This is a genomic window from Petrachloros mirabilis (assembly GCF_975968855.1).
Window position 1 is genome coordinate 1 of sequence record NZ_CDLUDY010000294.1, and the last position, 14,435, is coordinate 14,435.

Annotated in this window: 13 protein-coding genes; 4 read left to right on the top strand and 9 right to left on the bottom strand. The window is 53.0% G+C overall.

The features are described 5' to 3' along the window. The coding region (locus ACWVCN_RS12710) for a citrate/2-methylcitrate synthase (protein ID WP_455246178.1) at nucleotides 1-873 on the bottom strand (873 nt) is incomplete at its 3' end. 187 nt (nucleotides 874-1,060) lie between these two features. Here ACWVCN_RS12710 and ACWVCN_RS12715 point away from each other — a divergent pair. Further along, the gene (locus ACWVCN_RS12715) at nucleotides 1,061-1,444 is read left to right on the top strand and encodes a hypothetical protein (RefSeq protein WP_455246179.1); all 384 of its coding nucleotides are present in this window, start codon (nucleotides 1,061-1,063) and stop codon (nucleotides 1,442-1,444) included. An 11-nt stretch (nucleotides 1,445-1,455) separates the two neighbouring features. On the opposite strand, the gene ACWVCN_RS12720 is transcribed toward ACWVCN_RS12715, so the two are convergent. After that, a complete protein-coding gene (locus ACWVCN_RS12720) occupies nucleotides 1,456-1,830 on the bottom strand; it encodes a hypothetical protein (RefSeq protein WP_455246181.1) in 375 nt (124 codons plus the stop codon). A gap of 95 nt (nucleotides 1,831-1,925) precedes the next feature. On the opposite strand from ACWVCN_RS12720, the gene arsC reads away from it, so the two are divergent. Beyond that, nucleotides 1,926-2,276, top strand: coding sequence for an arsenate reductase (glutaredoxin) (gene arsC, locus ACWVCN_RS12725; RefSeq protein ID WP_455246182.1), 351 nt, complete (start codon nucleotides 1,926-1,928; stop codon nucleotides 2,274-2,276). Nucleotides 2,277-2,287: 11 nt separating this feature from the next. Here the strand turns inward: arsC and ACWVCN_RS12730 are convergent, their stop codons facing one another. The 4 genes from ACWVCN_RS12730 to ACWVCN_RS12745 all read right to left on the bottom strand — a co-directional run bounded on the left by ACWVCN_RS12730 (nucleotide 2,288) and on the right by ACWVCN_RS12745 (nucleotide 7,214). After that, the gene (locus tag ACWVCN_RS12730) at nucleotides 2,288-3,589 is read right to left on the bottom strand and encodes a diguanylate cyclase (protein WP_455246183.1); all 1,302 of its coding nucleotides are present in this window, start codon (nucleotides 3,587-3,589) and stop codon (nucleotides 2,288-2,290) included. A gap of 221 nt (nucleotides 3,590-3,810) precedes the next feature. Next, entirely contained in the window at nucleotides 3,811-5,013 is a 1,203-nt protein-coding gene (rnd, locus tag ACWVCN_RS12735; protein WP_455246185.1) for a ribonuclease D, read from the bottom strand. A gap of 4 nt (nucleotides 5,014-5,017) precedes the next feature. After that, entirely contained in the window at nucleotides 5,018-5,650 is a 633-nt protein-coding gene (locus tag ACWVCN_RS12740) for a DnaJ domain-containing protein (RefSeq protein WP_455246186.1), read from the bottom strand. Between the two features lie 118 nt (nucleotides 5,651-5,768). Further along, complete coding sequence (locus tag ACWVCN_RS12745) at nucleotides 5,769-7,214, bottom strand: malic enzyme-like NAD(P)-binding protein (protein ID WP_455246187.1); 1,446 nt, start codon at nucleotides 7,212-7,214, stop codon at nucleotides 5,769-5,771. A 185-nt stretch (nucleotides 7,215-7,399) separates the two neighbouring features. On the opposite strand from ACWVCN_RS12745, the gene ACWVCN_RS12750 reads away from it, so the two are divergent. Both ACWVCN_RS12750 and ACWVCN_RS12755 read left to right on the top strand, forming a co-directional pair. Continuing rightward, complete coding sequence (locus ACWVCN_RS12750) at nucleotides 7,400-7,609, top strand: hypothetical protein (protein ID WP_455246188.1); 210 nt, start codon at nucleotides 7,400-7,402, stop codon at nucleotides 7,607-7,609. 127 nt (nucleotides 7,610-7,736) lie between these two features. Next, complete coding sequence (locus ACWVCN_RS12755) at nucleotides 7,737-11,423, top strand: aldo/keto reductase (protein WP_455246190.1); 3,687 nt, start codon at nucleotides 7,737-7,739, stop codon at nucleotides 11,421-11,423. 4 nt (nucleotides 11,424-11,427) lie between these two features. Here ACWVCN_RS12755 and ACWVCN_RS12760 read toward each other — a convergent pair whose 3' ends face one another. From ACWVCN_RS12760 to gmd, 3 genes are all read right to left on the bottom strand, one after another. After that, the gene (locus tag ACWVCN_RS12760) at nucleotides 11,428-11,946 is read right to left on the bottom strand and encodes a tetratricopeptide repeat protein (RefSeq protein WP_455246191.1); all 519 of its coding nucleotides are present in this window, start codon (nucleotides 11,944-11,946) and stop codon (nucleotides 11,428-11,430) included. A 209-nt stretch (nucleotides 11,947-12,155) separates the two neighbouring features. After that, nucleotides 12,156-13,118 carry a GDP-L-fucose synthase family protein gene (locus ACWVCN_RS12765; protein WP_455246192.1) on the bottom strand — a complete coding sequence of 321 codons (963 nt, stop codon included), beginning with the start codon at nucleotides 13,116-13,118 and terminating at the stop codon, nucleotides 12,156-12,158. Between the two features lie 2 nt (nucleotides 13,119-13,120). Further along, nucleotides 13,121-14,128, bottom strand: a complete 1,008-nt coding sequence (gene gmd, locus ACWVCN_RS12770; RefSeq protein ID WP_455246193.1) for a GDP-mannose 4,6-dehydratase — start codon at nucleotides 14,126-14,128, stop codon at nucleotides 13,121-13,123. Nucleotides 14,129-14,435 lie beyond the last annotated feature (307 nt).

Genomic DNA, 14,435 nt, shown 5'->3' on the forward strand with positions numbered 1-14,435 from the left:
ATCGTAGAGCGGAGAGCTTCCGCATTCATTGAAGAGCTTCTTGCAGAGGGCTTGCAGGACTGTCGCACGGGGATCTTTGACTTTATAGACCCGGTGACCGAACCCCATGAGCTTTTTCTTGTTGCTGAGTTGTTCGGCGACATACGGCTTCACACGGTCTACTGTACCGATCTGTTTCAGCATGTGAACGACCTCTTCATTGGCTCCACCGTGAAGCGGGCCCTTGAGCGCACCGATTGACGAAGCAACCACCGTATAGGGATCGGCCAGGGTCGAGGCCGTCACGAGACCCGTAAACGTCGACGCATTCATCGTATGCTCGGCGTGCAGGATTAGACAGTCATCAAACACGTCAACCCACAGAGGATGGGGAATCTGCTCGGTCAGCATGTAGAGAAAGTTTTCGCTAAACCCCAGGTCATCGCGTGGCGCAACAGCTTCGTTTCCATGCCGGAGGCGAGCCCATGCAGCCACGATCGTCGGCAACTTGGCGATCAGGCGAACAGCTGACCAGTAATTGTTCTCGATGTCCTTGACGTTGCGCCCAGGATAAAACATGCCGAGCGCAGCAACGGCCGCCTGCAAGGCATCCATGGGGTGCCCCTGTTCCGGCATGCATTTCATCAAGTCAATGATCGAGTATTTGATGCGCCGGTGATGGGTAATATCCGTCTCCCAGCGGGACAATTCAGGATTGGTCGGGAGACGTCCGAACAGGAGAAGATACGAAGTCTCTATGAAAGAGGAACTGGAACAGAGCTCTTCGACTCGGATGCCCCGATACTCAAGGATTCCATGCTCGCCATCCACATCGCTGACGGCGGATTTTGCAGCAGGAACACCTGCAAGTCCTGGCATGAAATCGTGCGGCATTCTGACCTCCTATAAGATTGTGATCTAGTCTGCTCCTCGCTTCATCATGTTGCAAGTCCTGCGATACATCCTTGAAAAGGAAAAGATCGATTGGCATACTGGGTCACATCATCGTTGTTCTTATAGCAGAAGCACGGGAAGCAAGAGAAATCCGGTGCCTTAAGGAGAGTTACCCACGAGGTTTTGCATGAGAAATCCAATCTTCGCTGCGCTCGTATTCTCGACGGTGTTTGGCATTGCAAGCTCGGTGAACGCGGAGGGTGAGCTGTTGATATATGCGGTGGTCAGCGAGGAACCCAAGGACAAGACCCAGGTACCGGCAAAGGTGTCCATCAGTGATGTTGTGTCCGATTCGAAACTTTTCGTCCCTGACACAATCGCTAACAATCCTGTATGGAGGACATTAGAGATCTGCCATGCCGTCAGGCTGGAAGGCACGAAAACTTCCGACGGGATTAAGGTCCTCGATGCCAAGATCATTAATGCAAGCATGCTCCCGATGTCGTTGCAGGCATTTGCCGGAGATTGCTTAATCAAGAAGGCGCTCAACGTGGCGCCAATGGTCGACTAGGAAGGAGCGTTTCAGGGTCGGCATTCGGGACAAGCCGCCGGTTCCACCTCCGACTCGCACTCGTCCATGGTAAGGGAATACTGCTGCTCACATTCACGGCAGGTTCGAATTTCAAAAAAAGCAGTCCCATCCTCGGCGATATCCGTGGGAAGCAGCAATTCTGAAGGATCATAACCTATAACCGCCCCGTCTGCGAACTTCACGACGGCTAATCGATCGTTGAACACTTCAAAGGTGGCCTCCTGACCTTTTCGCTCGACGATATGGCCCATCACATAGACCGGTTGGCCCTTCCGCTTGATGCGAAGGTCGCGCAAATTGTGCTGAGTCGCCGTGGCGCAGGCGAACTGTCCGCTGGAGCTGGTTCCGACTGTAGGCATCGTCATTAAATCGAGTTGACCTGTACTTTGGAGAGCATGTATCACATGAGAAAAATTGACGTCAAGCTATAGGTCAACCCATACCATCCGGGAGCCCTCTCATGCCCGATATCACCATTTATCATAAACCGACGTGTTCAACCTGCCGACAAGCCGTCCAGTTACTAAAGGAAAGCGGTAAGTCATTCGAGGCCATAGACTATTACGACCAAATGTTCACGAAGTCCTCACTCAAGGCTGTGCTGAAGAAGGCCAAGTTATCCCCGAAAGACGTATTACGAACGAAGGAGGATATCTATAAGAAGCTCGGATTGGGAAAGAAGCAATTATCGGATGATGCGTTGATCGACTTGATGATCAAACACCCCGATCTTATCCAACGTCCGTTGGTCGTGAAGGGTGAGAAAGCCATATTGGCCAGACCGGCTGACACAGTAAAGAAACTCTTGTAGCGAAATCCCTCTTACAATTTGGCACCAGCCACAATCCTTCCTTGCTGGGAACAAGACTGCTTCGAAGCCTCTGTTGAAACAACACCGCGCCTTACAATGTTCCCCCCACTTGTCTTCGCGTCGTAAAGGGCGCGATAGGCTGACTTCAACACCACGCCGAACGTTGTGCTTGCCGTCGTTTTCTCGGCGACGCCGATACTGACAGTGACCGGCAATAATTCATCCTTGTCTTTACTGATTCCTCCTCCCTGCGTTCGCTCCCATACACGCAATCTCTTGTGGAGAACCAATTCGCTCGTCTCGACAATTTTTCTTACGCAATCAAGCGCCGCGAGCGATTCCGTGGCAGACCGATTATTGAACAATATCGTCAATTCCTCCCCGCTCACCCTGAACACCCGTCCGCCACGACATGCCGTCTGCGTCTTGGAAGCAATCACCTTGAAGACTTGCTTTGCAATTGAGCTACCGTACGAGCCGGCATACGTCTTCAATTGATCAATTGAGACAACGGCAACGGTAAATCGTCGTCCTAATTTCGTCAGTGCCTGTTCGTAAGCCACACACCCCTCGATTCCGGTTAGATCGTCTCGATAGGTCTGCCGATAGGCGGAATGAATCATTGAAACAACGAGGATAAGTCCGGCCGTCGAAAAGAAATTCACCGCGTGCCATTCGAAACGAGTTCCATGGTAGGCCACAAAGGCTGCCATAAGGGCCCAGAAGGCATTCGCGTCTCTAGAATTCCCACGCAGCCCATACTGAACGAGGTAAATCGTGCCAGCTACTGCAAATACCCCTATTGCCGGTTGCGGCACCGGCGTCCAATCCGTCGGAAACCACGACGCATAGGTCGATTGAAACGCTCCGGCGAGAATTTCCTGTTCAGGATCGCAAAGCCAGAGGACGATGAACGGCTGTCCTAAAATCACGAGTAGCCAAATCACCCCGCGGACTATTGATACGGCGTCATCTTTGATCAGGGAAATCGCGAGAAGATTTAACGGTAAAAGGAATGCTGAGACGGCGAACACGGTAGCAGGAACTGAATCTGAATCACCACCCGTCATCGGGAAAAGATAAAGCGATCGGTCCGACAACAACAGTACAAGAAGTGAAAGTAAGGTTCTTGCGCTGGCAAAATACCATCCGAAAATCAGTCCGAAGGCCAAAACGGCGTAGGGTAACGCCCCGATAAGTTGATTCGTCCATACCGGCAACCCATGTGGCCGCAGAAAACCAACAGCAGCGACCAGAATAAGACCGCCCGGGATCAGGAAGGACGAAAGAGATTTGAGAAAGCAGGTACTCATACGTACTATGGTCTCTAACAGTCACAACGGGAGTCGACCTTCAACCTGCCAGTTGTATGCCAGTCTGATCAAAAAGTGAGCGTTTCTTCCACAAAAGATGCAGCGCAACTGATTGGGATTAAATTTGAATACTATGAGAAGAGGAAGGGCGGAACCATGATGGTATTTCTACTGGAAGAAAAAGCGCTTTTTTGTACGAACCACGTGAGGAGAAGTATGATCTACGTAGAGGGATTTTCTGAAATCCGCAACACACCGTTCGTTGAGTCGACCGACAACGACACCTTGCCATCGAGTACCTGCAGCAGAAGCTCACCGACCAGTTCACGTCGCCATCCCCTTAGGAGCGGGAGATCAACGGTCAGGTTCTTTTCTTTCGATTCAACAAGTGTCTGCAGATCCGCGCTGGTCGCGAGAAGAGTCGGCGCGATTTCAGCGGTAGCCGCCCGCGCTTTCAAGACCGCTTGCATCAATTCCACCAAACCGATCGATTCCGGCTCCGGTTTTCGCTCTCGCGGAACGTTCGGCCATGCGGAGGGCGGAAGAGCCAACGCCTTTGCAATGGTGGAAATCAGAAATTCACCGCTCCGTTCGATCTCAGAGCCATGCAGCCCTCTTAGTCCGCGCAGATCATCGACGCTTCGCGGCGGATGACGGGCGAGTTGAAGAAGTACTTCGTCTCGCATGACACGGCCACGCGGAACATTCCGCCGGCGAGCCTCGGATTCCCGCCACGCGGCTAGATCGCGCAGGACTGCTGCCTGCCTTGGTTTCAGACCATCCCACCCTCGAATGCGCTGGTAGCGATCGAGAGGTTCACGACTCTTTTCGCCGACTGTGGTTTCCAACCGGGAAAACTCTTCACGGACCCATTCGACACGCCCCAGCGCATCGAGCTTTTTGTGGAGATGGGCATGGATAGGTAAAAGAAAGTGTACATCTTCAGCGGCATAGGAGATCTGCTCCTTGGAGAGCGGACGGGCGCTCCAATTGGTAAAGGTATGGGCTTTCGCGAGCCTGGTTCCGTGAATGCGCTGGACAAGATTCGCATAGGCCACTTGAGCGCCAAACCCGAGCATGGCCGCGGCAATTTGAGTATCGAAGAATGGTTTTGGAATCTGGCCGGCATGAATGGCGAAGAGATCAAGGTCTTGTCGTCCAGCGTGGACCACTTTCTCGATCCGCGGATCACAGATCAGTTCCCAGAACGGCTTGAGCGACCCGTTGGCCTCAAGAGCAGGAAAGTCGATGACCGCAGCAACATGGTCGGATGCCACTTGAATGAGTTCCAACTTAGGGACGAAACTGTCTTCCCCAACGAACTCCGTATCGAGAGCGAGTTGCGTGCTATCGCAGAGACGGTCACAGAGCTCTTCGAGTCTCTGTTGATCTGTGATGTATTGGGTCGTTACAGAAAATGTCACACTTTTACTCGGTTGGATGATAGGGGCGGTCAGGCGGTCGCATCGGCTCCGTATTGCTCAGGCTCAAGTATTCCTTGAGAAACTGGTAGGCTTCGAGCATTCGCCGTAACTCCGGCTCCAAGCTCCGGTCTCCATTATTCGCATCCGGATGAAGCGCCTTCGCCTTGTGGCGAAACGCCGTCGTCACATCGGCAAGCGAACTGCCGAACTCGACGCCCATGATGGCATACGCATCTACTGCGTTGTTGACGCTACCGGAACTTTGAGAAAGGTCCCCACCTCCCCCGCTCGCGGCCTTGAGCATATCAGCAAGACTGACTCTTCGTCGCCGACGGCGAGGACGTTCCCTGATCTCGCTGTCGAGATCGTCCCAGCGATCCTCGACAAATTCAAGCCGCGATTCCAATCGCATCGCAGCCGACAGATCGGACACATGGCCCAGCTCTTCCTCGATCTGCAGCAACGATTTGACAATTTCATCCAAGCCCTGTTCGACACGGAAGAAACTGTCGACTCGTTCTTCCATCATGGTATCGACGGCCACATCCATACTGTCTTCCGTCTTAGCCCGGAGTGCATTGATTCGTTTCTGCATCCCCCCACGAAACTTGAAGTATTTGGCGGCTGAAAAGGGCATGCGCCTCCCTACCTAAAAACGCTCATGCGGCATTGTAGCACAGGGCTATTTTACGTCTGAAGGGAGAATGTTCGTGAAAAATCAGGTCCGGCCAGATTTCACACAGAGGTACGGCAACTCAGTTGTTTGGTTCCCCTGAGGATATGGCCTTCTGCCGTCGTCTTGCGACACCACTCTCTCTTGCCGCCCTTGCAACCGCCTGGGCAACGCGTGGCACCACGTTCTTGTCGAAAAGACTTGGGATGATGTATTCCTCGCTGAGCGCACTTCTGGAAATGCATGCGGCCAGCGCCTTAGCCGCTGCCAACTTCATCGTTTCATTGATTTCGGATGCCTGCACATCGAGTGCCCCTCTGAAAATCCCCGGAAATGCCAGGGCATTGTTGATCTGGTTCGGCACATCCGATCGACCCGTCGCAAATATTCGGCAATGCGAGAGAGCCACTTCCGGAGAAACTTCAGGATCGGGATTCGCCATAGCAAAAACGATTCGATCACCAGCCATCAGGTTCAAATCCTCTGCCTGAAGCACACCCGCAACGGAGAGCCCGATGAATACGTCGGCACCGCGCAGGGCATCGTGTAACGTGCCTTGAGGCTCATCACGTGTGAGACAGACATTGAGGTCGGTTCGACAAGCGCGGAGCTGTTCCGCTTCTCCTCGGAGAATGATCCCCTCCTTATCGCAACCGATCAAATGAGACACACCAGCGGCGAGCAACATTCGGCAACAGGCCGTTCCTGCGGCTCCAAGTCCGTTGACGACCACTCGCACCTCCTCCGCTCGCTTTCCGACGACTTCCAACGCGTTCGACAGCGCCGCCAATATCGCAACTGCAGTCCCGTGCTGATCGTCATGCATGACCGGAATATCAAGGGAGGCCTTCAGTCGTCTCTCGATGTCGAAACAGCGGGGTGCACTGATGTCTTCGAGATTGACGGCGCCGAACCCTGGAGCGATCGCTTGGACCGTTCGTACGATCTCATCAGGCTCCTGCGTCTTGAGGCATATGGGCCAGGCGTCGATTCCGGCCAATTCTTTGAAAAGCATGGCTTTTCCTTCCATCACGGGAAGTGCAGCCTCCGGACCGAGATTCCCTAAACCGAGAACCGCCGAACCGTCCGTAACGATAGCGATGCTATTACTCTTGCCAGTAAATGCATAAACTTTGCTTTTGTCCTTCGCAATAGCCTGTGCGACCCGTCCGACACCCGGTGTATAGACCATTGATAAGACGTTGCGTGTTGTGATCGGCACTTTGCTTTTTAGGTGAATTTTCCCTCCAAGGTGAAACAAGAAAATTCGATCGGATGCTGAAAGGACAGTCAAGTCCGGATGATGGTTCAGTTTCGCAACGACATGCTCTCCGTGCTGTTCATCACGAACGTCGAACGTCACGTCGCATACCATCCGTTGAGCCGTTGCCGAGACAAGATCGACTGCTCCAAGATTTGCCCCTTCGTCCGCAAGGATGCGGGCTACATTAGCAAATACACCTGGTTTATTAATAAGTTCGAGACGAACAGTAAGGCGATAGTTTGAGTATGGTCCAATGTCTTCCATGAAGGCGACTCTCGAGAAAAGTTACTCTACGATAGCACAGAAGTGGTTTATCCCGCGATTTTCTTCGATACATGAAGTCGTGAATTCTCCGTTGACAGGGGCGGCCCTCATTGGCTAGGGTAACGCCCGTTTGCCTGCCTGATGGCGGTAGACGATCAATTCAAACTTAAAGGAGGTGTTTCGATATGAAGCGCATGTTGATGGCAGTTATGGCAGTGGCAGTAGCGGTCGCGTTCAGCGGTCCTTCCTTCGCCGGCGACGATAAGAAGAAGGAAGAAAAGAAGGGTGGCCACGTCGTTGTGTACGGCGATGACAAGAAGAAAGAAGAGAAGAAGGGCGGCCACGTTGTTGTCTATGGTGACGACAAGAAGGAAGAGAAGAAGGGCGGCAAGTAATTTACTAATGCCGTACTGATTCAGCTTTTTAGCTGCTTCTTTTTATCGAAAGCCTGCGATCTTCAGATCGCAGGCTTTTCTTTTGGTCCATTGAACCGGGCTTCAACCGGATGCTAATGTGCACGTCATGACTTCGGGTTCCTCCTCTGGTCGACCCAATAGACTGATCCACGAAACGAGTCCCTACCTTCTTCAGCATGCCCATAACCCGGTGGATTGGTACCCTTGGGGACCGGAGGCGCTCCGCTTGGCAAAGGAGCAGAACAAACCGATCTTACTTTCCATCGGGTATTCAGCGTGCCACTGGTGCCACGTCATGGAACGGGAGTCCTTCGAAAACGAGGCCACTGCCGCAATCATGAATCGGCATTTTGTCTGCATTAAAGTTGATCGGGAAGAACGTCCTGACCTTGACGAGATCTACATGGCTGCAACCGTCGTCATGAACAATGGTCAGGGCGGCTGGCCCATGACGGTCTTCCTGACACCGGAGCAACAACCGTTTTTCGCCGGCACGTACTTTCCTCCCGAGGACCGCTGGGGCCGACCGGGTTTCCCCACCCTCCTGAAAAAAATCGCCAACGCGTGGGAAGCAGATCCAGCTGGGCTGTGCGCACATGCGCGAGAATTGACTGAAAGACTGAAGCGCGAATGGCAAGCGCCGGCACCTATTTCCATCAATGAATCTGTCTTTGAAAATGTCGTAGAGGAATTTCATCAGGAGTTCGACGCCCGATTCGGAGGGTTCGGTTCCGCGCCGAAGTTCCCGCCGGCGGCCGGTCTTTCGTTGCTGCTCCGCTGCTACAGAAAATCCCGAGACACCAGGGCGTTGGAGATGGTGAGAACAACACTCGATGGGATGGCGGCCGGCGGCATTTATGACCATATCGGTGGAGGGTTCGCCAGATACTCCACCGACGAGCGGTGGCTTGTTCCCCATTTCGAGAAGATGCTCTACGACAACGCATTGCTCGCAAGAACCTATCTGGAAGCTTATGTAGTAACGACCCAGCCCTCCTACCGCCAAGTGGTTACGGAGGTGCTGGACTACATCCTTCGTGAAATGACCGATGCCGAAGGCGGATTCTATTCGGCGACAGACGCCGACTCCGAGGGGATCGAGGGAAAGTTCTTTGTCTGGACGCCGCACGAAGTCCACGCTGTTCTTCACGATGACGAAGACACGCGCCGCTTTAATGCCTGTTACGACATCACCGAACAAGGCAATTGGGAACACACCAATATTCCTAATCGAATGAAGCCGATCGATTTGATCGCTAAAGAACTGGACATTATCGTTGACGAACTCCGGGAAACGATCCGTCGAGTGCGTCCCCTCCTCTATGAGGCCAGAAAACAGCGTGTGCCGCCTGGTCTCGACGACAAGATCATCACCGCCTGGAACGGAATGATGATTTCGGCAATGGCGGAAGGAGGCCGTGTCCTTGGCGTTTCACGCTATATCGAAACCGCTCGCGCCGCTGCAGATTTTCTCTTGCGCGTCCATCGACAACACGATGGTCGTCTGTTCAGAACATCGCGGCGTGGCCGCGCACACCTCGAAGCCGTGCTCGAGGATTATGCGTACCTTGGCGAAGGGTTGATTGATCTATACGAAGCATGCGGGGACACGCGGTATCTCGCAAATGCCGAGCCACTGGCCGATCACCTGCTTCAGTCTTTTCACGATAGAGACCTAGGCGGTTTCTATACGACTGCGAAGGATCGCGAAACGCTCATTGTCCGCGGAAGGGAAGGTGCCGACGGGGCTACCCCGAGCGGCAATGCCGTAGCCGCATCGTTCTTAGCCAGACTCTCGTTTCATTTTGATCGACAGGACTGGCGTGAAGCCGCCACCGGAGCCCTTCGTGCCTACGGCAAACAGATGACGCGATATCCAAGAGCCTTCGCCAAAAGCTTGTCCGTCGTCGATTTTCTGATGGAAGGCCCAATCGAGCTGGCCTTGATCGGGAGAAAGGATGACCCCGGGTTGAAGATGCTTCAGTGGTCAATTAACAAATCGTACCTGCCGAATCGCATTATCGCGATAAGCGATACGCTTGACGGATCTTCTCGGCATCCGCTGCTGGCCGGCAAGAAACCGGTCGATGGACGAGCCGCCCTCTACGTCTGCCGCAATTTTACTTGTCAGCACCCGGTGACTGATCCCGAAGCAGTAGCTGACGCGCTGCAGTCCGTTAGCAGACCTCCGGTTCTTGCGGATCGAGAGAAACGCCTGCAAGGCAAGATGCTCCCCGGTTCCGCTAGCGTCGAAGCCACCGGCCGGTACGCCGCCCGTCAGGTGAACAATCCGCAATCGACAGGGAACATGGAACATGGGTTTGGTCCGTTTGGGGCCACCGGGCTGACCGCATCAAAGCTAGGTTTCGGCTGCTATCGTGTCGATCGGACTAACCCGGAATTCGGGGCCGCTCTGGGAAATTCGCTTCGATCAGGGGTGAACGTGGTCGACACCTCGACAAACTACATGGATGGAGAAAGCGAACGCTTGGTCGGATCTGTCTTACGACAGGAAATTTCCGCGAATGGCCTGTCGCGGGAAGAAGTGATCATTGTGTCGAAGATCGGGTACATTCAGGGAGAGAACCTTAAACAGGCGCAGGCAAGGGAACAGTCCGGACGTCCCTATCCTGAAATGGTGAAATACGGGGAAGGGATCTGGCATTGCATCCATCCTGAATTTTTGGTTGATCAACTCGATGCCTCATTGGATCGTTTAGGTCTGGAAACCCTCGACATCTGCCTCCTGCACAATCCGGAATATTTTCTATCGGAAGCCGCTCAACATAGTCGAGGAACTCTGGCCGAACGGCGCGACGAGTTCTATACAAGAATTGAGCGTGCTTTTGCGTATCTGGAATCACAAGTAAAGCAGGGGCGTATCCGTTGGTATGGCGTATCCTCAAACACAGTCGCTGGAGAGGCATCCTCCCCTGAAACAACGTCATTGTCGGAATTTCTGGATATGGCGATGCGAGCCTCATGCGCACAAGGGTTTGATCGTCACCACTTCGCGGTAATCCAATTTCCCATGAACCTCTTCGAATCGGAGGGGTGGTCGAGGCCGAACACTGGTACCGGCCAAAGAGAAACGGTCTTACAGCTTGCGCAGCGGGAACGACTAGCCGTGCTCGTCAATCGTCCGTTGAATGCGATGCCAAAGTCCGCTTCCGGAATGATACGATTGGCGGAGTTTCCGGTCGAAAATGATCCGATCGACATTGACAAATCGCTCGAAAAGCTCGAGACGTTGGAACATGAGTATCGTTCTGTTCTCGCTCCCGCCATACCGTCCGGTGGTGAAGGAACAAAACCAGCCGAGTTTTTCAGATGGGCTGAGGAATTACGCCGAGTCCGACCTCATACCCAGGGATTAGAACACTGGGAACAAATCGAGCACCAGATGATCGCGCCACAAATCAACCAGGTACTGCAGGGCATTCCGCGTCTTTTGACCGGAGATACGCTTTCGAAATGGCACGAATGGCGCGACCGCTATCTTCCTGTACTACTTACACTTCTTGGAGGATTGCGGCGAGAGGCGACAGACAAAAGCCTGGCCCGTATCAAGAAAGTGACTTCGGCAATTGACCCGCTTATCCCACCCGATCGCTGTGGGGAATCATTGTCCCGAAAGGCCTTGTGGATTTTAACCAGCACACCGGGAGTGACCACTGTTCTCAATGGGATGAGGACCATTCACTATGTGGAAGATTCCGTCGGAGTGTTGGGCTGGAAACCGCTCGATGACGTTAGCCCCATATATCAGACACTAGCGAATGGATCTTTCTAGCGGCTCATTTTGAAATCCGGAGGATACCCTGCCAGGACCGGATCATGCCACCGACCCATGACTCCTGAGACGATGAACGATATCCTTGCCTCGATGACTTTCTCGTGCTCAGCTGGCCTATTCGGCGCTCAACATCCCGATAGGAAGGGTCCTCCCGTCTGATCCATCGATAGGCTTCCAGAGTTTCATCAACTCGCCCCAAACTCTCAAGAGTTCTGCCCAAGACGTAAAGAATCTGGACCGTTTCCTTCCGCGATGCATGGGGAGTTTTCAAGGCCTTGCGAAATGCCACAGCAGCTTCTTCATAGTGACCGGCCGATTTATAACACAGGCCCATTTGAGCATAAGCCTTGAGCGCGTAGCTTTTGTTTTTCGCAGCTTCTTCAAATTCTTGGATAGACTGCTTGAAGAGTCCGGCTTTCCTCAACGCAATCCCGCGCTCGTACCGTTCTGCTGGGGACAGAGCTGAGGCCGATGAGGCATCGGCCGACTGATGAGTGTCTTGCCGTAATGGTTTCAGCATCGATTATCACGCTCCAGGCTCACAACTAATATTGTGGAAGCAAGACCTGGACCACCGAGCATTTCAAAATTGCCGCAGCATCACCTCATTGGCATTTTCACATGAAATCCCTGCGGATAAAGAAAAAAGCGCCTTACCGAGTTTTTTCGCTCTCAGTTTGTCCTGCCGCGATAGACGTTGCAGAAGCGTTCACAAGTCGGTGGGACGGATCAGAAATGTACCTCACGAAGCGCGGCACGGTTCGCACGATACCACTCTATGGTTTTCTTGAGTCCCTCGCGGAGAGAGTGTTTCGCTTGAAAGCCTATCTTTCGTTTTATGCGGCCTACATCCAAGCATCGGCGAGGCTGGCCATTTGGTTTCGTCATATCCCATGAAATGTGGCCGTCATAACCGAGTTCTCCTGCAATCATAAGCACGAGATTCTTGATCGTGACTTCCTCACCGGTTCCCAAGTTAAGCGGCAGCGATTCATTATAGTGCTCTGCCGCCAGCAGAATGCCCTCCGCAGCATCCTCCACATACAAGAACTCGCGCGTAGGAGTCCCGTCTCCCCACAACACGATATCGCAACGGTCGGTGCGCTTTGCCTCCTCACATTTTCTGATCAATGCAGGAATGACATGAGAAGTTTCAAGATCGAAATTGTCACGAGGTCCATACAGGTTGACAGGAAAGAGTACTATGGAGTTGAAGCCGTACTGCTGGCGATACGCCTGCGACTGGACGAGCATCATCTTCTTGGCGAGCCCATAGGGGGCGTTGGTTTCTTCTGGATATCCGTTCCAAATATCGTCTTCCTTGAATGGAATAGGGGCAAACTTCGGATAGGCGCAGATCGTTCCCGTTGCCACAAACTTCTTCAATCCATTCTGGCGCCCTACTTCGATAAGTTGAGTACCCATCATCAAGTTATCGTAGAAAAACCTACCAGGGTTCGCCTGATTCGCGCCGATACCTCCGACGCGCGCAGCCAGGTGGATCACCACGTCCGGCTTGGCATCGGCGTATAGAGCTTTTACGGCAGCCATCTCGACAAGGTCATAGTCTTTGCTTCGAGGAACAATGATATGCTCACAGCCTTTGGCACGAAGTTGCTCAACCACGAATGAGCCTAGGAATCCTGCCCCTCCCGTGACAACGACCCTTTTATCCGACCAGAACGAAGCCATAATCAGCGCGCGCCCTTTACGCCTTCGAGACGTTCACGTTCCGCCCTGAGGTCCGCGTCCACCATCATCGCAATCAGCTCGTTGAACTTGACTTTCGGCTCCCATCCCAATTTGCGTCTGGCTTTACCCGCGTCCCCGATCAGGAGGTCCACTTCTGTAGGCCGGTAATACTTTTCGTCGATCTTGACGTGTTTTTTCCAATTCAGCTGGAGCCGGTCGAACGCGAGTTCCAGCATTTCACGGACGGTGTGCGTTTCACCCGTCGCAATCACATAATCATCGGGCTCGTCGGCCTGAAGCATCATCCACATAGCCTCAATATAATCTCCTGCATACCCCCAGTCTCGCTTGGCTTCCAAATTCCCGAGATAGAGATCCTGCTGTACCCCGAGCTTGATGCGGGCTGCGGCCTTGGTGATCTTCCTCGTGACGAAAGTCTCTCCCCGCCTCGGCGATTCATGGTTGAAGAGGATGCCGTTACACGCGAACAGATTGTAGGCTTCCCGATAATTGACTGTAATCCAATAGGAGTAAACCTTTGCCGCACCGTACGGGCTTCGCGGATAAAACGGCGTGGCTTCCGTCTGGGGAACTTCAAGCACTTTGCCGAACATCTCACTCGAGGAGGCCTGGTAAAACTTCGGCTGGAGGCCCGACTCGCGAATCGCCTCAAGAAGCCGAATGGTTCCGAGACCCGTGATCTCGCCCGTGTACTCTGGAATATCAAAACTGACACGGACGTGGCTCTGGGCTCCGAGGTTGTAAATCTCGTCAGGCTGTACAGTCCGGATTATACGGTTGAGTGAACTGGCATCATTCAAGTCTCCGAAGACAAGATGCAGACGTCGATGCAAAACGTGAGGATCTTCGTAGATGGCATCGATCCGTGCCGTATTGAACGAACTGGATCTTCTGATAATTCCGTACACTTCGTAGCCTTTTTCGAGGAGGAATTCAGACAGGTAAGAACCGTCTTGCCCCGTAATTCCCGTCAGGAGCGCATTTTTCACAGCATCACCTCTTTAAAGTTAAGGGTATGAATACACTAACAAAGATGGTCTAGCAACATGTTCAACAGAATCCGAGTATGCACGGCATACATTTGGCATTCATAACATTTGGCATTATTGATCAACGCCCTGTTTGGCTGCGACGGAACGACGCGTAGTGATGCGACATGATGCTACTTCAATCATTTAATCGTACCTCCCCCCTAAATGCACCATTGTGTTGACCTTGATGAACACATTAGAATGACCGACCGTAAGACTCGCAACACCAAATCCTGGAACTTTTAGGATCATCAAATCTCCATGA